Source organism: Mesorhizobium sp. M6A.T.Ce.TU.002.03.1.1, from assembly GCF_003997275.1.
GTDB classification, from domain to species: domain Bacteria; phylum Pseudomonadota; class Alphaproteobacteria; order Rhizobiales; family Rhizobiaceae; genus Mesorhizobium; species Mesorhizobium mediterraneum.
Genome location: NZ_RZTI01000012.1, coordinates 1 through 16,903, shown reverse-complemented (window position 1 = coordinate 16,903; position 16,903 = coordinate 1). Strand labels below are relative to the sequence as shown.

At 61.9% G+C, this 16,903-nt stretch carries 18 protein-coding genes; 16 read left to right on the top strand and 2 right to left on the bottom strand.

Going from position 1 to position 16,903, the window contains the following annotated elements; translation table 11 throughout:
* The first annotated feature begins 100 nt into the window (after positions 1 to 100).
* Positions 101 to 955, top strand: coding sequence for an AraC family transcriptional regulator (locus tag EOC93_RS05985; RefSeq protein ID WP_127204116.1), 855 nt, complete (start codon positions 101 to 103; stop codon positions 953 to 955).
* Positions 956 to 1,146: 191 nt separating this feature from the next.
* Positions 1,147 to 3,948, top strand: coding sequence for a DNA gyrase subunit A (gene gyrA / locus EOC93_RS05980; RefSeq protein ID WP_126106452.1), 2,802 nt, complete (start codon positions 1,147 to 1,149; stop codon positions 3,946 to 3,948).
* A 58-nt stretch (positions 3,949 to 4,006) separates the two neighbouring features.
* Here the strand turns inward: gyrA and EOC93_RS05975 are convergent, their stop codons facing one another.
* Positions 4,007 to 4,159, bottom strand: coding sequence for a hypothetical protein (locus EOC93_RS05975; protein WP_095485300.1), 153 nt, complete (start codon positions 4,157 to 4,159; stop codon positions 4,007 to 4,009).
* 297 nt (positions 4,160 to 4,456) lie between these two features.
* Between EOC93_RS05975 and coaD the strand changes: the two genes are divergently transcribed.
* The 7 genes from coaD to EOC93_RS05940 all read left to right on the top strand — a co-directional run bounded on the left by coaD (position 4,457) and on the right by EOC93_RS05940 (position 10,370).
* A complete protein-coding gene (coaD, locus tag EOC93_RS05970) occupies positions 4,457 to 4,957 on the top strand; it encodes a pantetheine-phosphate adenylyltransferase (RefSeq protein ID WP_126106453.1) in 501 nt (166 codons plus the stop codon).
* 75 nt (positions 4,958 to 5,032) lie between these two features.
* The gene (locus EOC93_RS05965) at positions 5,033 to 5,623 is read left to right on the top strand and encodes a peptidylprolyl isomerase (protein ID WP_127204115.1); all 591 of its coding nucleotides are present in this window, start codon (positions 5,033 to 5,035) and stop codon (positions 5,621 to 5,623) included.
* A 28-nt stretch (positions 5,624 to 5,651) separates the two neighbouring features.
* Complete coding sequence (locus EOC93_RS05960) at positions 5,652 to 6,164, top strand: peptidylprolyl isomerase (RefSeq protein ID WP_091593716.1); 513 nt, start codon at positions 5,652 to 5,654, stop codon at positions 6,162 to 6,164.
* Complete coding sequence (locus EOC93_RS05955; RefSeq protein WP_127204114.1) at positions 6,161 to 6,559, top strand: hypothetical protein; 399 nt, start codon at positions 6,161 to 6,163, stop codon at positions 6,557 to 6,559. Before EOC93_RS05960 ends, EOC93_RS05955 begins: the two co-directional genes overlap by 4 nt.
* Positions 6,560 to 6,571: 12 nt before the next feature.
* Entirely contained in the window at positions 6,572 to 7,687 is a 1,116-nt protein-coding gene (gene queA, locus EOC93_RS05950) for a tRNA preQ1(34) S-adenosylmethionine ribosyltransferase-isomerase QueA (protein ID WP_127204113.1), read from the top strand.
* Positions 7,680 to 8,810: a tRNA guanosine(34) transglycosylase Tgt gene (gene tgt, locus EOC93_RS05945; protein WP_127204112.1), complete on the top strand. Its 1,131-nt coding sequence runs from the start codon at positions 7,680 to 7,682 to the stop codon at positions 8,808 to 8,810. Before queA ends, tgt begins: the two co-directional genes overlap by 8 nt.
* A gap of 174 nt (positions 8,811 to 8,984) precedes the next feature.
* Positions 8,985 to 10,370 carry a hypothetical protein gene (locus tag EOC93_RS05940; RefSeq protein ID WP_127204111.1) on the top strand — a complete coding sequence of 462 codons (1,386 nt, stop codon included), beginning with the start codon at positions 8,985 to 8,987 and terminating at the stop codon, positions 10,368 to 10,370.
* A gap of 27 nt (positions 10,371 to 10,397) precedes the next feature.
* Here the strand turns inward: EOC93_RS05940 and EOC93_RS34005 are convergent, their stop codons facing one another.
* The gene (locus tag EOC93_RS34005) at positions 10,398 to 10,553 is read right to left on the bottom strand and encodes a hypothetical protein (RefSeq protein ID WP_164759052.1); all 156 of its coding nucleotides are present in this window, start codon (positions 10,551 to 10,553) and stop codon (positions 10,398 to 10,400) included.
* A 231-nt stretch (positions 10,554 to 10,784) separates the two neighbouring features.
* On the opposite strand from EOC93_RS34005, the gene EOC93_RS05935 reads away from it, so the two are divergent.
* The 7 genes from EOC93_RS05935 to EOC93_RS05905 form a co-directional block, all read left to right on the top strand.
* On the top strand, positions 10,785 to 11,021 hold the full coding sequence (locus tag EOC93_RS05935) for an Lrp/AsnC ligand binding domain-containing protein (RefSeq protein ID WP_023674883.1): 237 nt from the start codon (positions 10,785 to 10,787) through the stop codon (positions 11,019 to 11,021).
* Between the two features lie 172 nt (positions 11,022 to 11,193).
* Positions 11,194 to 12,606, top strand: coding sequence for a circularly permuted type 2 ATP-grasp protein (locus EOC93_RS05930; RefSeq protein ID WP_164759054.1), 1,413 nt, complete (start codon positions 11,194 to 11,196; stop codon positions 12,604 to 12,606).
* Positions 12,607 to 12,627: 21 nt separating this feature from the next.
* Complete coding sequence (locus tag EOC93_RS05925) at positions 12,628 to 13,569, top strand: alpha-E domain-containing protein (RefSeq protein WP_095485293.1); 942 nt, start codon at positions 12,628 to 12,630, stop codon at positions 13,567 to 13,569.
* A gap of 7 nt (positions 13,570 to 13,576) precedes the next feature.
* On the top strand, positions 13,577 to 14,371 hold the full coding sequence (locus tag EOC93_RS05920; protein WP_095485292.1) for a transglutaminase family protein: 795 nt from the start codon (positions 13,577 to 13,579) through the stop codon (positions 14,369 to 14,371).
* A 31-nt stretch (positions 14,372 to 14,402) separates the two neighbouring features.
* Complete coding sequence (locus EOC93_RS05915) at positions 14,403 to 15,134, top strand: peptidase (RefSeq protein ID WP_095485291.1); 732 nt, start codon at positions 14,403 to 14,405, stop codon at positions 15,132 to 15,134.
* Positions 15,135 to 15,158: 24 nt separating this feature from the next.
* Complete coding sequence (locus tag EOC93_RS05910; RefSeq protein ID WP_127204109.1) at positions 15,159 to 16,565, top strand: pyridoxal-dependent decarboxylase; 1,407 nt, start codon at positions 15,159 to 15,161, stop codon at positions 16,563 to 16,565.
* 130 nt (positions 16,566 to 16,695) lie between these two features.
* Positions 16,696 to 16,903, top strand: a 208-nt coding sequence (locus EOC93_RS05905; RefSeq protein ID WP_164759053.1) for a DeoR family transcriptional regulator, incomplete at its 3' end; no start/stop codon positions are given.

The window sequence follows — 16,903 nt, the reverse complement described above, 5'->3', positions numbered from 1 at the left end:
AGGAGCCCCATCTTGTCAGGAGCCCCATCTTGTCAGGAGATTGGGAAGAATAGGCGGCAGCAGGGTTCTGTGCTTGGGAAAAATTGCTATCTTTCAAGCCATGACGACAAGCGCGCATACACTGGCGTCTGGGCGAGGCTGGCAGGTGTCGGACGTGGTCTGCACCGCCGGCGCCGCTGATCGCCCGTTCGAGGAAGAGCATCGCAAGTTCTGCGTCGCCGTGGTGACCAGCGGCACCTTCCGCTACCGAGCGCAACAGGGAACAGCGATGCTGGCGCCGGGCGCGCTTCTGCTCGGCAACCCCGGCACATGCTATGAATGCGGACACGAGCATGGCGCTGGCGACCGTTGCCTCTCCTTCCATTTCGAGCCGGCCTATATGGAACAGATCGTCGCCGGCATGCCGGATGCAAAGAAGCTGAATTTCAAGATGCCGCGCCTGCCGCCCTTGCCGGCGCTGGCAGCGCTGCTTGCCGAGGCGGAAGCCGCGCGCGAGATGGCCGACATCGACGCGTTCGAGGAACTCGCCCTGCGCATTGCCGGCGCGGCCGTCGCCTCCGGCGTCACGCCTGCTGCCCGGGTGCCGAGCCGCCGCGACCAGAAACGTGTCGCAGAGGCTGTACGGCGCATCGAAAAGGACGCCGAAAGGCCGATCTCGCTTGCCGAGCTTGCAAGCGAGACGGCGACCAGTCCCTACCATTTTCTGCGCAGCTTCCGGCACGTGGCGGGCGTGACGCCCTACCAGTTCCTGCTGAAGACCCGGCTGCACAGGGCGGCGGTGCGGCTGCGCATGTCGGACGAGGCGATCTCGACGATCGCCTTCGAGGCGGGGTTCAACGATTTGTCGACCTTCAACCGCCGTTTCCGGCGCGTGATGGGGGAGGCGCCTGGCGCCTACCGGCTCCGGCAGCGAGGTGATAAAGCGCCGAGCACATCTGCCGTTCCGGCGTTGTGAAGCAAAATTGGCCTGACAATGAGCTTTGCGCCGGTCGCCACGAAATGCGCCTCGGCCATATCGTCGCAATCGGTGATATCCTTTTGAAATCACCACAAAAATCGCCACTGGAAAACTGCCGCGGACATTGGAGTTTCGGCCCGGCTTCCTATATAAGCACCGAGTGATTCCTGATTAGATTGTGACCTGATTTGACCGACCAGAAGACACCGCGCGGCGCCGACGGCGGCCCCACCGGCATCGAGCCGATATCCATCATCGAGGAGATGCAGCGCTCCTATCTCGATTACGCCATGAGCGTGATCGTCAGCCGTGCGCTACCCGACGTGCGCGACGGGTTGAAGCCGGTGCATCGCCGCATCCTCTACGCCGCCCATGAGAGCGGCTACCACTGGAACCGCAAATATGTGAAGTCGGCCCGCCCGGTCGCCGACGTGATGGGTAAATACCATCCGCATGGCGACGCCTCGATCTACGACGCCTTGGTGCGCATGGCGCAAGACTGGTCGCTGCGCGTGCCGCTGATCGACGGGCAGGGCAATTTCGGCTCGATCGACGGCGATCCGCCGGCGGCGATGCGCTACACCGAATCGCGGCTGACCAAGGTCGCGCATGAGTTGCTGGAAGACATCGACAAGGACACCGTCGATTTCCAGGACACTTATGATGCGTCCGGCAGCGAACCGAAAGTCCTGCCGGCGCGCTTCCCGAACCTGTTGGTCAATGGCTCCGGCGGCATTGCCGTCGGCATGGCCACCAACATCCCGCCGCACAATCTGGGCGAGGTCTGCAACGGCGCCATTGCCCTCATCGACAATCCGGCAATCGACCTGCCGGCGCTGATGGAGATCATTCCGGGGCCGGACTTCCCGACCGGCGGCATCGTGCTCGGCCGTTCCGGCATCTACAGCGCCTATTCGACCGGCCGCGGCTCCATCGTCATGCGCGGCCGCGTCAATATTGAGCAACGCGGCAATGACCGTGAATCGATCATCATCACCGAAGTTCCCTATCAGGTGAACAAGTCGTCGATGATCGAGAAGATGGCCGAGCTTGTGCGCGACAAGCGCATCGAGGGCATTTCCGACATCCGCGACGAGAGCGACCGCCAAGGCTACCGCGTCGTCATCGAATTGAAGCGCGACGCGGTCGCCGACGTCATTCTCAACCAGCTCTACCGTTTTACGCCGCTGCAGACGTCGTTCGGCGCCAATATGGTGGCGCTGAACGGCGGCAAGCCGGAATTGCTGACGCTAACCGACATGCTGAAGGCGTTCGTCGCCTTCCGCGAGGATGTGATCAGCCGGCGCACGAAATTCCTGCTGCGCAAGGCGCGCGATCGCGCCCATGTGCTGGTCGGCCTTGCCATTGCTGTCGCCAACATCGACGAGGTGATAAAACTGATCCGCAGCGCGCCGGACCCGCAGACGGCGCGCGAGCAGTTGATGGAGCGGCGCTGGCCCTCGGGCGACGTCGAATCGCTGATCCTGCTGATCGACGATCCGCGCCACCGCATCAATGAGGACGGCACCTACAATCTTTCCGAGGAACAGGCCCGCGCCATCCTCGAACTGCGCCTGCAGCGCCTGACCGCCCTCGGCCGCGACGAAATCGCCGACGAGTTGAACACGATCGGCGACGAGATCAAGGATTACCTGGACATCCTGTCGTCCCGCGCCCGCATTCAGCAGATCGTCAAGGACGAGCTTGCCGCCGTGCGCGACGAGTTCGGCACGCCGCGCCGCACCGAGCTGTCCGAGGGCGGGGCGGATATGGAAGACGAGGACCTGATCCAACGCGAGGACATGGTCGTGACGGTCAGTCATTCCGGCTACATCAAGCGCGTGCCGCTGTCGCTCTATCGGGCGCAGCGTCGCGGCGGCAAGGGCCGTTCCGGCATGTCGACCAAGGAAGAGGATTTCGTCACCCGGCTGTTCGTCGCCAACACGCACACGCCGGTGCTGTTCTTCTCCTCGCGCGGCATCGTCTACAAGGAAAAGGTCTGGCGCCTGCCGATCGGCAACCCGCAGTCGCGCGGCAAGGCGCTGATCAACATGCTGCCGCTGGAGCAGGGCGAACGCATCACCACCATCATGCCGCTGCCCGAGGACGAGACCAGCTGGGGCGAGCTCGATGTGATGTTCGCCACGACGCGCGGCACGGTGCGCCGCAACAAGCTGTCGGACTTCGTCCAGGTCAACCGCAACGGCAAGATCGCCATGAAGCTGGAAGAGGAAGGCGACGAGATTCTCGGCGTCGAGACCTGCACAGACAATGACGACGTGCTTTTGACCGCAAGCTCCGGCCAGTGCATCCGCTTCTCGGTCAGCGACGTGCGCGTCTTCCAGAGCCGCAACTCGGTCGGCGTGCGCGGCATCGCCATGGCTCCCACCGACCGGGTGATCTCGATGGCGGTGATCGAACATGTCGAGGCGCCGCCGGCCGAGCGCGCCGCTTATCTCAAGCGGGTGGTGGCCGAACGACGGCTCGCCGCCGGCATTGCGGCCGGCGAGGACGAAGACATCCAGCTTACCAATGAAGAGGTTGGCGAGGAGACGGAGCTTTCCGACGAGCGCTACGAATTCCTCAAGGCACATGAGCAGTTCGTGCTGACGGTGACGGAATATGGCTACGGCAAGCGTTCGTCTTCCTATGATTTCCGCCTTACAGGGCGCGGCGGCAAGGGCATTCGCGCCACCGACGTGTCGAAAGCGGCCGAGATCGGTCGCCTGGTGGCGACCTTCCCGGTCGGCAACGACGACCAGATCATGCTTGTCTCGGACGGCGGCACCGTCATCCGCGTGCCGGTCAACGGCATTCGTTTCGCCAGCCGCGCCACCAAGGGCGTGACCATCTTCAACACGGCCGACGGCGAGAAGGTCGTTTCGGTGGAGCGGATATCGGAACCGCAATCGGACGAGGAAGCCGAAGAGAGTGTTGAGGGCAACGCCAGCCCGGATGCCGGTGCTGACCCGGACAACAGCGGCGAGTAGGCCTTGATGGGGAAATGCCGGCCCGATGGGCCGGCGCCGTCAACAAATAACGGCCGGTTCAGAAGTGGCGATAAGGCTTGCGGATACCGAAGCCCTCGAACCGTTTGGTATTGGCCTTGGCGCGGACACGCCCTGCTTCCTGATGCAACCCGAATACGGTGGCAATCAGCATGGCGACGGTCATTGCGGCGGCGAGCATGTAGATCAGCATGTGCGTGTTCTCCTGCGCCTAACAACGTTCAAATGGGGTTTTGGTTTCATCTTCTGAAGCTGCAACCTAGTGAACGCTGCGTGAAGCCTCTGTGATCGGCCCGTTCATCTGTCGTTCATTTCGGTCAAAAGGTTCACTCAAAGCGCATCGCGAATAACGTGGCCCAGGCGATGCGCATTGAGTCCCTATCTGGGTGCATGTCGTTGTCCCAAAACCGCTGCGCACTTTGGGCGACATGCATCGGCGGCTCGCTGACCGGATTGCCTTTGCGAGACAGGCTCGCTAGAAGCACCTGCCATGACAGAACGCATCGCTCTTTATGCCGGCTCCTTCGACCCGCTGACCAACGGCCATCTCGACGTGCTGAAGGCGTCGCTGGCCGTGGCGGACACCGTCTATGCGGCGATCGGCATTCATCCCGGCAAGAAGCCGCTGTTTTCCTTCGAGGAACGGGTCGGCCTCATCGAAGCGGCGACGAAGGCCGAATTCGGCCGTGACGGCGCCCGCATCAAGGTTGTCGCTTTCGACGGGCTGGTCATCGACGCGGCCAGGAAGCAGGGTGCCTCGATCATGATCCGCGGCCTGCGCGACGGCACCGATCTCGACTACGAGATGCAGATGGCCGGCATGAACGAGACCATGGCGCCGGAACTGCAGACGGTTTTTCTGCCCGCCAGTCCTTCGGTGCGAACCATTACCGCCACACTTGTCCGTCAGATAGCCTCGATGGGAGGCGACATCCGCCCCTTCGTGCCGGCGGCTGTGGCTGGCGTACTCACCGCCAAATTCGCGAAATAAGGCATGTCGCCCAGAAGTCGAACCCGGTTTCGGGACAGCGATATGCATGAAACAAAGGTTTTCGGAGAAAGATCCATGCAGCTCAAAAGGCTCGCCACCTGCTTTGTCGTTCTTTTCGGCCTTGTGGCTGCATCCGTTTCGGCCTTCGCCGCCGATCCGGAAAACACCATGATCATCACGCTGAAGGGTGGCGACGTGACCGTCGCACTCAGGCCTGATCTCGCGCCGAAGCATGTCGAGCAGATCAAGAAGCTGGTGCGCCAGGGCGCTTACGACAGCGTCGCTTTCCACCGCGTCATCGACGGCTTCATGGCACAGACCGGCGACGTGAAGTTCGGCAACATGAAGAACGGTTTCAACGCCGATGCTGTCGGCACCGGCGGTTCCGATCTTCCCGACCTGCCGGCCGAATTCTCGACATCCGAGCGCTACGTGCGCGGCGTGGTCGGCATGGCCCGCTCGCAGGACCCGGATTCCGCCAATTCGCAGTTCTTCATCATGTTTGCGCCCGCGCCGCCGCTCGATGGCCAGTACACCATCGTCGGCAATGTCGAGAAAGGCATGGAGTTGGTGGACCAGATAAAGAAAGGCGACGAGGCGCAGAACGGGGTTGTCACCGGTCCCGATCGCATGATCAAGGTGCGCATCGCCGCCGACGGCAAGTAAACCCATTAGTTTCAAAGGATATTCTGACATGGCCGAGATCAAGGACCGCGAGAACGCGCTCATCATGGAAACGACCAAGGGCAAGGTCGTCATCGAACTGTTTCCCGATCTGGCGCCTGGCCATGTCGGCCGCATCAAGGAACTGGCGCGCGAAGGCGCTTATGACGGCGTGGTGTTCCATCGCGTCATCGACGGCTTCATGGCGCAGACCGGCGATGTGAAATTCGGCAATTCCAGCAAGCCCTCTTTCGCGCCCGCCCGTGCCGGCACGGGCGGCTCCGACAAGCCCGACCTGAAGGCCGAGTTCTCCAACGCCAACCATGGCCGCGGCACCTGCTCGATGGCGCGCTCGCAGAACCCGAACTCGGCCAACTCGCAGTTCTTCATCTGCTTCGACGATGCCGCCTTCCTCAATCGCCAATACACGGTCTGGGGCCAGGTCATCGAAGGCATGGACAATGTCGACAAGATCAAGCGCGGCGAGCCGGTGCCGGATCCCGACAAGATCGTGTCGCTGAAGGTCGCGGCCGACGTGAAATGATCTACCGGGCTGTCGCGGCTATCATTCTGATGCTTGTCGCGGCGGCCACTTCGGCGCTGGCGACGGAATCGATCGTTTGCAGCGCTGAAGGCGACGCGGCGTCGATCGATGTCCTGATGGGAAACACCGCCGCGATCGCAGTCGCGCGCGTGTGGCTGGATGCCGGCGGCAAGACATGGACCACCGACGGCCAGCCGGGATCGACGAAAGTGATCGTCGGACAGGCATTCGAGGACGACCAGCACATGGCGATCGATCTCACCGACGAGGGTATCAGCTCGATTGTCGCCAAACTGCGACTGGTCAAGGCCCGCGAACAGTCCAATTTCGCAATGGGCGGCACGCTGAGCATCGACGGTGTTGGCGCCTGGGCGGTGACCTGCCCGGAACCTTGAGTTGGGATTTCCTTGCGCGTCGACCTTTTCGACTTTGAACTGCCGGAGGAGCGCATCGCGCTTCGACCGGCAGAACCGCGCGACAGCGCCAACATGCTGGTTGTCAGGCCGGGTGAGGGTCTCGAAGACCGTACGGTGCGTGAGCTGCCGTCCCTGCTCGAGGCCGGTGACGTGCTGGTCTTCAACGACACCAAGGTCATCCCGGCGCAGTTGAAAGGCATCAGGCGGCGCGGCGAAGCGGCGGCGCAAGTCGAAGCCACGCTGCACATGCGGGTGGCTCCCGACCGCTGGCTGGCTTTCATGCGGCCGGGCAAGCGCATCGCCGTTGGCGACCGCATTCATTTCGGCCATGACGCCAATTCCTGCTTTCTCGGCCAGCTCGATGCCACGGTGATCGAGAAGGGCGAGGCCGGCGAGGCGTTGCTTGGCTTTGACCTGTCAGGTCCATTCCTCGACGAGGCGCTGCATGCCGTCGGCCACATTCCGTTGCCGCCCTACATCGCCTCGAAGCGCGATGACGACGAGCGCGACCGCAGCGACTACCAGACCATCTATGCCAGGGAGGAGGGCGCCGTGGCGGCACCCACGGCCGGCCTGCATTTCACGCCGGAGCTTTTCGCCGCGCTCGATGCCAAAGGCGTCGAGCGGCGCTTCGTCACCCTGCATGTCGGCGCCGGCACGTTCCTGCCGGTGAAAGTCGACGACACCGCCGATCACAAGATGCATGCCGAGATCGGCTCGGTCAGCCCGGAAACCGCCGAGGCGCTGAACGCGGCAAAGGCGCGTGGCGGGCGCATCATCGCCGTCGGCACGACGTCGCTGCGCCTGCTTGAAAGCGCTGCGCGGGAGGACGGCCGGCTCGCCGCGTGGTCCGGCCCGACGGACATCTTCATCACGCCCGGCTACCGTTTCAAGGCCGCCGACATGCTGATGACCAATTTCCATCTGCCGCGCTCGACGCTGTTCATGCTGGTTTCGGCGTTTTGCGGTCTGGAAACGATGCGTGCGGCCTATGCGCAAGCGATCGAGAACCGCTACAGGTTTTATTCCTACGGAGACGCAAGTCTGCTGTTCAAGGAGGCGAACGATGGACGCGCGTCCGGTATACACAAGGAATTCAATGACTAAGGCGTTTACCTTCGAGGTGCTGGCGACCGACGGCAAAGCGCGGCGCGGCGCGATCACCATGCCGCGCGGAGAAATCCGCACGCCCGCCTTCATGCCGGTCGGCACCGGCGGCACGGTCAAGACCATGTATATGGATCAGGTGCGTGGCGTCGGCTCGGACATCATCCTGGGCAACACCTATCATCTGATGCTGCGGCCCGGCGCCGAACGTGTGGCGCGGCTTGGCGGCCTGCATGAATTCGCCCGCTGGCCGCATCCGATCCTGACCGACAGCGGCGGCTTCCAGGTTATGTCGCTGTCGAAGCTGAGGAAACTCACCGAGAAGGGCGTCACCTTCCGCTCGCACATCGACGGCGCCGCCTATGAGATGTCGCCCGAGCGCTCGATCGAGATCCAGGGACTGCTCGATTCCGACATCCAGATGCAGCTCGACGAATGCACAGCGCTGCCGGCCATGGAGAAAGAGATCGAGCGGGCCATGGAGCTGTCGCTGCGCTGGGCCGAGCGTTGCAAGACGGCATTCGGCGATCAGCAGGGCAAGGCGATGTTCGGCATCGTCCAGGGCGGCGACATACCGGCCTTGCGGCTGCGCTCGTCGCAGGCGCTGAAAGCGATGGACCTCAAGGGCTATGCGATAGGCGGGCTGGCCGTCGGCGAGCCGCAAGCGGTGATGCTCGAAATGCTCGAAATCACCTGCCCGGAGCTGCCGGCGGACAGGCCGCGCTATCTGATGGGTGTCGGCACGCCTGACGACATCTTGAAATCGGTGGCGCGCGGCATCGACATGTTCGATTGCGTGATGCCGACGCGCGCCGGCCGTCATGGCCTCGCCTATACACGGCGCGGCAAGGTCAATCTGCGCAACGCTCGCCATGCCGACGATCCGCGCCCGCTGGACGAGGAGAGCGACTGCCCGGCCGCCAGAGATTATTCGCGCGCCTATCTGCACCATCTGGTCCGCTCGCAAGAGGCGTTGGGGGCGATGCTGCTGACCTGGAACAATCTTTCCTACTACCAGAAGCTGATGCAGGACATTCGTGCCGCCATCGAGGCCGGCGCCTTCGAGGCTCGGGCGGTGGAAATTTCTGAGGGCTGGGCAAGGGGCGATATTCCAGCCCGCTAAAGCCTGTCCGGGAACTGTTTTGAAACGACTGACGAATAAGCATTGCCGGCATGGCATTGGGCGGGGACCAAGAACCTGTTCGTCTCGGGACAAGCTTCAGCTTCAGAAGTGACGGCGCGGACGAACGGCGTTGCCGAACCTTGCGCCTCTTCTTTCATGTCGGTCCGGCGATGGATGGCCAAGCCATCGCTTGCGATTTTTGCGATCGTTGTGGCTGGCCTTGTTCTGCGGTTGCTGGGCGCACGCGGCGATCTCTGGCTGGACGAGATCTGGAGTTTTTCTCTCATCGAGCCGCTCACCTCGATCAACCAGATCTTCTGGCGCGTAAATCACGACAACAATCATTTCCTCAATTCGGCCTATCTGTATCTAATCGGCCCTGATACTTCGCCGCTGCTCCAACGAGGCCTGTCCATCGCGTTCGGCGCCAGCACGATTGTTGCAGCTGCAGCAGTGCCACGCGGGCGATGGGCGATGATTTCCACAAGTCTGCTGTTTGCAGTGAGCTATCCGATGGTCCACTACGGCTCGGAAGCGCGCGGCTACGCCGGGCTGGTGCTGTTCACGCTCCTTTCTGTGGTTTTTCTGGAACGCTGGCTCGACAAAAGAGGTTCATCGGTCATCGCTTTGGCCGCGGCGATCCTGCTGGGCCTGCTGTCTCACCTCACGATGATCGAAATGGTGCCGGTCCTTGTAGCCTGGACCACATGGGTCACTTGGCTGCGCACGGAAAGGATTGGCCGCACACTCGCTGACGTCGGTTTGACTTTCACGCCTGCCGTCCTTGCGGTGCTGCCGTTGGCCATCTGCGTGGTCGTCGGCGCCCAGCTGTCCGGCTTCGTCGTCGGGGGTGTTTCGCCTTTCTCGTTCCAGGCGTTCGCAAAGGGATATGGCGGGGTGATCAGATATCTGCTGGGCCTGCCGTCCTGGATTGGCGATTGGACCTGCATCGCTGCTGCCTGCGGCATGGTCTGCATCTCTGCCGGCATATGGCGTGATCGTCGGGCCAGTCTCTATGTCATCGGAATTGTGGGATTGCCTGCCCTCATGTGCGCAGCGAATCTGCCCAATCTCCAGATCCCACGCTATTTCATCGTCAGTGGAACGTTGTTGCTGCTTTGGACTGGCGAGATGCTCGGTCGCGGCTTCGATGCGGGCGGGTTCAAAAGATATCTGGCGGCAGGAGCGCTCGCGGTCATGATGAGCGGCAGCATATCGTCGCTGCTGCAGTTCTACGAATATGGCCGCGGTTGCTATGCCTTGATCGTGGGGCAGATGACGCAAAACGGTGCCACCACCTATGCCAGCAACCACGACTTCCGGACTGCGATGGTCGTCGACTACTTTGCAGCGCGGACAGGCCGTCAGGCTTGGTTCGTCCCGAAAGACGAACTGTGCATTCGACGTCCCGCTTGGCTGATCATGGAGGGTGATCCTGACATACAATCGAAACGGGTCGAACCCGCGTCGGCTTGCGCACTTGCCTATGAGCGAATTGATGCGTCAAGGAACTGGGGCCTATCAGGGCTGAGCTGGACGCTTTACCGGCGGCGCGATTGATCAGACCGTCGCGGCTCGGGCACGCGCTCAGGTGCTCAGCGAAGTGGAAGCGCGCAGGCTGCAGCCGGTGATGCGGAAGCTGCCGTCGGGCTGTTGCGTGTAGACGGCCGTGTAATCCTTGCCATCCGGCCCGACGATAACATACGGTCGGCGGCGCTTCACGGTTTCAGCAGCCGCGAACATTCGCCGTCCGGCCGCAGTTAAGCTTCTCCTTTAAATCGGGTTCTGCCTGAGCGCCGTCCTGATGCTTGAAAGCCGGGCGGCAGTCTGCCACAAGGGCCGCCTATGCGCATGACCCCGAAAATCGGATTCGATTTTCGGAAAGGATCATGCGCAATCAAAGTGCTACAGCGTCCTTTGCGCGTTCTAAAGGACGCGCGGCGCTGTAGGCGCAAGCTTGAGCAGGACCGGTCAATGAAGGCATTTTTCGTGCAGATAAAGTGCGATCTGGGCAAGGCCTATGACGTTGCCAGCGCTTTGGCCGATGCCGAGATCGCTTCGGAAATCTACTCGACAGCCGGCAACTACGATCTGCTCGCCAAATTCTACGTCGACGACGAGGAAGACATCGGCCATTTCGTCAACGAGAAGGTGCAGATTCTTCCAGGCATCAAGGACACGTTCACGGTCGTCACCTTTCGCGCGTTCTGAGCAGCGCCTGCCGCCTGCCTGGACATAAGGCAAAGCCTGATCGCAGCCATATTGGTGCTGCCCTAATTTTAGGCAGCCACCACATACTGATCGCCCGCATCCTCCAAATCGCCGATTGCGCTTGATTTTCTCCGGTGACGCCAGTGAAATGGCCTCACAGGGGAGTATGCGATTGGCAGCGTTCGACGAAATGCTTCCGGAAATCTCCGGATTGAGAAAACCGTATTCGGCTTACGATCGCTGGCTGAAGGAGCAGGATCCGGCCAGGCTTACTGAAAAGATGCAGGACGCCGAACGCGTCTTTCGCAAGACCGGCATCACCTTTGCCGTCTATGGCGAGCAGGAAGCCTCCGAACGCCTGATTCCCTTCGATATCGTTCCGCGCATCATATCCGGCAATGAATGGCGACGGCTGACGCAAGGCATCGAGCAGCGCGTCCAGGCGCTGAACGCCTTCCTCGACGATATCTACCACCGCCAGGAGATCTTGCGCGCCGGGCGCGTCCCCAAGGAATTGATCGCCAAGAACGAGGCGTTCCTGCCGGAGATGATCGGAGTGCGGCCGCCGGCGGGCGTCTACACCCATATCATCGGCGTCGATATCGTGCGCATCAGCGAGAACGAGTTCTACGTGCTGGAGGACAATGCGCGCACGCCGTCCGGCGTCTCCTACATGCTGGAGAACCGCGAGACGATGATGCAGCTCTTTCCCGAGCTGTTCCAGCAGATCAAGGTACGGCCGGTGGAAAACTATCCGCAGCTCTTGCGCCAGTCGCTGGCAGCGGTGCGGCCGCAAAGCACCAAGGGCGCGCCGACCATCGCCGTGCTGACGCCTGGCAGCTTCAACTCCGCCTATTTCGAGCATGCCTTCCTTGCCGATCAGATGGGCGTGCAGCTTGTCGAGGGACAGGATCTGCGCGTCGTCGACGGCCATGTCGCGATGCGCACGACCGAAGGCTACAAGCAGATCGACGTGCTTTATCGAAGGGTCGATGATTCTTTCCTCGATCCGCTGACCTTCCGTCCGGACTCGGCACTTGGCGTGCCGGGCATCATGGATGTCTACCGCGCCGGCAACATCACCATCGCCAATGCGCCGGGAACCGGCATCGCCGACGACAAGGCGATCTATTCCTACATGCCCGAGATCGTCGAATTCTACACCGGCCGCAAGGCGATCCTCGGCAACATCCCGACCTGGCGCTGCTCGGAGCCGGACAGCCTGAAATATGTGCTCGAACACATCCATGAGCTGGTGGTGAAGGAAGTTCACGGGTCCGGCGGCTACGGCATGCTGGTGGGGCCGGCGGCGACCAAGAAGGAATGCGAGGATTTTTCCAAGAAACTCGCGGCAAAACCGTCGAACTACATCGCCCAGCCGACACTGGCGCTGTCGACCTGTCCGATCCTGACCGACAAAGGACTGGCGCCGCGCCATGTCGATCTCAGGCCCTATGTGCTGGTTTCCGACCGCATCCAGATCGTGCCGGGCGGGCTGACGCGCGTGGCGCTCAAGGAAGGCTCGCTGGTGGTCAACTCATCGCAGGGCGGCGGCACCAAGGATACGTGGGTGCTCGATGATTAATTTTCACTTGAAGGTTTTTTGATGCTTTTAGGCCGCACCGCCAACGGGCTCTACTGGATGAACCGCTATATCGAGCGGGCGGAAAACATGGCGCGGCTGGTCGATGCCGGGCTGCGCATGGCGCTGACCCGCACCCAGAATGCCTCCGAAGAGTGGAATTCGGTGCTGCTCAGCGCCGGCTCGGATGCTGCCTTCACGCAGAAATATTCCGACTATACCGCCGCCAACGTCGCCGATTTCCTGCTGCGCGACACATCCAACCCGTCGAGCACGATGGCGTCGATCGAGACGGCTCGCAACAATGCCCGCATGGTGCGCACCGCGCTGACGCGCGAAACTTGGGAAAGCATCAACGAAGCCTGGATGTCGCTTAAGCGGATGCTGGCCAGGCCGATCGACGAGCGCGACCTGCCCAGTGTGCTCGACGCGATCAAGCGCGAGACGGCCCTGATCCGCGGCTCGTTCTACGGCACCATGCTGCGCAATGAGATCTTCGATTTCTCGCAGCTCGGCACCTATGTCGAACGCGCCGACAACACGGCACGCATCCTGGATGTGAAATACTACGTGCTGTTGCCGTCGATCTCGTGGGTCGGCTCCACGCTCGACAATTACCAGTGGGAATCGATCCTGCGCTCGGTGTCGGCGCATCGCTCCTATCGCTGGGTCTACGAGGCCGACTACAAGCCGAGCAACATCGCCGACTATCTGATCCTCAACGTTCGCATGCCGCGCTCGCTGACCTTCTGCTACCGTTTCCTGACGGAGCATCTCAGATTCCTGGGCGACGATTATGGCGAGCGCCATGCCTGTCATGCGACAGCCGGCAAGACCCAGGCCATGCTGGCGGCCGGCTCGATCAAGGACATATTCGACGCCGGCCTGCATGAATTCCTGGCGAATTTCATCCGCGACAACATCAGGCTCGGCGACGAGATCGCGCAGGACTATCGATTCTATTGAGGAAGCCATGCGGTTGAAGATCACCCACCGGACCGAATACCGCTACGATGCGCCGGTGCATTATCTGCTGCAGCGGCTGCGGCTGCTTCCGGTCAGCGGATCGACGCAGACCGTCTTGTCCTGGTCGCTGAAGATCGAAGGGGCTCGCGAGGAAGTGCGCTTCAGCGACCATTTCGGCAACGACACGCGACTGTTGAGCGTCGAAGGCGAGCGCGATTTCATCACCGTCGAGGCATCAGGCGAGGTGGTGACACGCGACACATCGGGCGTCTCCGGGCCACATCAGGGCTTCGCGCCGCTCTGGCTGTTTGGCCATGAAACGCCGTTGACCACGATCGGCAGCGGCATTCGCGAACTCGCGGCGTCGGTCGGCGAGGGGACCGATATCGAAAGGTTGCACCGGCTGATGGCCGTGATCGGCGAGCGTGTCGCCTATACGCCAGGCACTACCAACGCGACGACCCCGGCCGAGGACGCTCTGGCGCTCAAGACCGGCGTCTGCCAGGACCACAGCCACATCTTTGCCGCCGCCGCGCGCGCCATGGGGTTTCCGGCCCGCTACGTCAGCGGCTATCTGATGATGGATGCTGCGGTCGAGCAGGCGGCAAGCCATGCCTGGGCCGAGGCGCATGTTGCGGGCCTGGGCTGGGTCGCGTTCGACGTCGCCAACGGCATTTCGCCCGACGAACGCTATGTAAAGGTGGCGACCGGCCGTGATTACCGCGACGCCACGCCCGTATCGGGAATTCGGCTGGGACAAGCGGAAGAACAGCTTGCGGTCACCGTCACGGTAGAGCAGTAATCCCCGGCAAGATTGCTGCCAAAGAGATTCGATGACCTATTGCGTCGGCCTGAAGATCGATCGCGGGCTCGTGTTCATGTCCGACACGCGCACCAATGCCGGCATGGATTCGATCTCGACCTTCAAGAAGATGCATGTCTGGGAGGAACCGGGCGAGCGCGTCATCGTGCTGATGTCGGCCGGCAATCTGGCGACGACGCAGGCGGTCGTCAGCCTGCTCGACGAGCGCACCAAGGCAGTTGGCGATCGCCACGCGACACTGCTCGAAACGCCCTCCATGTACCAGACGGTGCGGATGGTCGGTGATACCGTCAAGGAAGTCATCGCCAGTTCGTCACCAACCGGCGACAGGGCGGATTCCTATTTCAATGCCTCCTTCATCCTCGGCGGCCAGATCAAGGGCAGCGCGCCGCGGCTGTTCATGATCTATCCGGAAGGCAATTTCATCGAATCGACCGACGACACGCCGTTTTTCCAGATCGGCGAGACCAAATACGGCAAGCCGATCATCATCCGCGCCTATGAAAAGACGATGAGTTTCGCCGAGACGGTGAAGCTACTGCTGGTCTCGTTCGACTCGACGCTGAAATCGAACCTGTCGGTCGGTCTGCCGCTCGACCTGCTATTCTACGAAAAGGACGCCTACAAGGTCAGCCTGAAGAAGCGGATAGCCCAGGACGATCAATACTACCGCACCATCTCAGACGGCTGGTCGAACGCGCTGAAGACTGCCTTTGCGAGCTTGCCTGATTTTCCCGAATAGACGGCCCGTCTTTCCGGAGGTGCGATGAACAACGACGATTTCCGGCAATGGTCGAGGCGCGCTGCGGATTGGGGCGCCGACTATCGCAACTCGCTGCGCGAAAGACCGGTGCGGCCGCTGGTCGAGCCGGGTGGCATTTTCAAGAGCGTAGAGACTTCGCCGCCTGAAGCGGCGGAGCCGATGGATGAGATCTTCGCCGACTTCGAGCAAAAGATCCTGCCGGGCATGACGCATTGGCAGCATCCGCGCTTCTTCGCCTATTTCCCGGCCAACGCCGCACCGGTTTCGGTGGTGGCCGAATATCTGGTCTCGGTGATGGCCGCGCAATGCATGCTCTGGCAGACCTCGCCGGCAGCGACCGAACTCGAGACGCGCGTCGTCGACTGGATGCGTCAGGCGCTTGGTCTGCCGGAAGGGTTTTCCGGCGTCATGCAGGATTCGGCATCGTCGGCGACGCTCGCCGCCGTATTGACCATGCGCGAGCGCGCGCTCGACTGGCAGGGCAACGAGAAGGGCCTGCAAGGCCAGCCGACATTGCGCGTCTATTCTTCCGACCAGGTTCATACCTCCATCGACCGGGCGATCTGGGTATCGGGCATCGGCGAGGACAACCTCGTGCGCATTCCGGTTGCCGGCCGCTTTCGCGCCATGGATGTCGCAGCCCTGGAAGAGGCGATCGTCGCCGACCGGGAGGCGGGCATGCTGCCGGCCGGCATCATTGCCTGTGTGGGCGGCACCAGCACCGGCGGCACCGATGATATCGCCGGCGTCGCCGCGGTGGCAAAGCGGCAGGGGCTCTATGTGCATGTCGATGCCGCCTGGGCCGGTTCGGCGATGATATGTCCGGAATACCGGCATTTCTGGGCGGGCGTGGAGCACGCGGATTCTATCGTCTTCAACCCGCACAAATGGCTGGGTGCGCAATTCGACTGCTCGGTCCAGTTTATCCGCCGGCCGGAAGACCTGGTGCGGACGCTCGCCATCAAGCCGGATTACCTGAAGACGCACGGGCGCGACGGCATCATCAACTATTCCGAATGGTCGGTGCCGCTCGGGCGGCGCTTTCGCGCACTGAAACTATGGTTCCTGCTACGCGCCCACGGGCTTGAAAATCTCCGGAGCATGATCCGCAACCATGTCGCCTGGAGCGAAGGCCTTGCCGAGCGGCTGGCCGGGGAACCGGATTTCGAGATTGTCACGGAGCCGATGCTGTCGCTGTTCTCGTTCCGGCATCTGGTGGCGGCCGGAATCGACGAACACAATCTGCGGCTGGTCAACGCGATCAACGACGATGGCCGCATCTACCTGACCCAGACACCGGTGGGCGGACAGGTGGCGATCCGCTTTCAGGTCGGCCAGTTCGATACGACGGCGGCGGATGTCGACACCGCTTTCGAAGTCATCACCGAAATCGCCCGCGGTCTGGGTTGAGTTGAATTGGTCGGCAAAGTTGCGCCGAGGTTTGTCTTTGGACGCATGTGATTTCGTTAGCCGGCTTATGCCTTTTCATCGCTTTCGTTTTCCTCTATAGACAAGAAAAACGAAAACGGGAGCTTCCCCAATGTACCTGTCGCCGCGTCATTCCGAAATCATCCAGATGGCCAAGGACCATGGCCGCGTGCTGGTCGACGATCTGGCAACGCATTTCAACGTGACGCCGCAGACCATCCGCAAGGATCTCAACGATCTGTGCGACCAGCGGCTGCTGTCGCGCATTCATGGCGGGGCGCTGTTTCCCTCCGGCATCGAGAACATGGAATATGAGGCAC

Excerpts from the sequence above, each read along its gene's own strand:
- EOC93_RS05985 (WP_127204116.1), top strand. The coding sequence starts at position 101 with ATGACGACAAGCGCGCATACACTGGCGTCTGGGCGAGGCTGGCAGGTG.
- EOC93_RS05975 (WP_095485300.1), bottom strand. The coding sequence starts at position 4,159 with ATGCTGATCTACATGCTCGCCGCCGCAATGACCGTCGCCATGCTGATT.
- coaD (WP_126106453.1), top strand. The coding sequence starts at position 4,457 with ATGACAGAACGCATCGCTCTTTATGCCGGCTCCTTCGACCCGCTGACC.
- EOC93_RS05965 (WP_127204115.1), top strand. The coding sequence starts at position 5,033 with ATGCAGCTCAAAAGGCTCGCCACCTGCTTTGTCGTTCTTTTCGGCCTT.
- EOC93_RS05960 (WP_091593716.1), top strand. The coding sequence starts at position 5,652 with ATGGCCGAGATCAAGGACCGCGAGAACGCGCTCATCATGGAAACGACC.
- EOC93_RS05955 (WP_127204114.1), top strand. The coding sequence starts at position 6,161 with ATGATCTACCGGGCTGTCGCGGCTATCATTCTGATGCTTGTCGCGGCG.
- tgt (WP_127204112.1), top strand. The coding sequence starts at position 7,680 with ATGACTAAGGCGTTTACCTTCGAGGTGCTGGCGACCGACGGCAAAGCG.
- EOC93_RS05940 (WP_127204111.1), top strand. The coding sequence starts at position 8,985 with ATGGCCAAGCCATCGCTTGCGATTTTTGCGATCGTTGTGGCTGGCCTT.
- EOC93_RS34005 (WP_164759052.1), bottom strand. The coding sequence starts at position 10,553 with ATGTTCGCGGCTGCTGAAACCGTGAAGCGCCGCCGACCGTATGTTATC.
- EOC93_RS05935 (WP_023674883.1), top strand. The coding sequence starts at position 10,785 with ATGAAGGCATTTTTCGTGCAGATAAAGTGCGATCTGGGCAAGGCCTAT.
- EOC93_RS05925 (WP_095485293.1), top strand. The coding sequence starts at position 12,628 with ATGCTTTTAGGCCGCACCGCCAACGGGCTCTACTGGATGAACCGCTAT.
- EOC93_RS05920 (WP_095485292.1), top strand. The coding sequence starts at position 13,577 with ATGCGGTTGAAGATCACCCACCGGACCGAATACCGCTACGATGCGCCG.
- EOC93_RS05915 (WP_095485291.1), top strand. The coding sequence starts at position 14,403 with ATGACCTATTGCGTCGGCCTGAAGATCGATCGCGGGCTCGTGTTCATG.
- EOC93_RS05910 (WP_127204109.1), top strand. The coding sequence starts at position 15,159 with ATGAACAACGACGATTTCCGGCAATGGTCGAGGCGCGCTGCGGATTGG.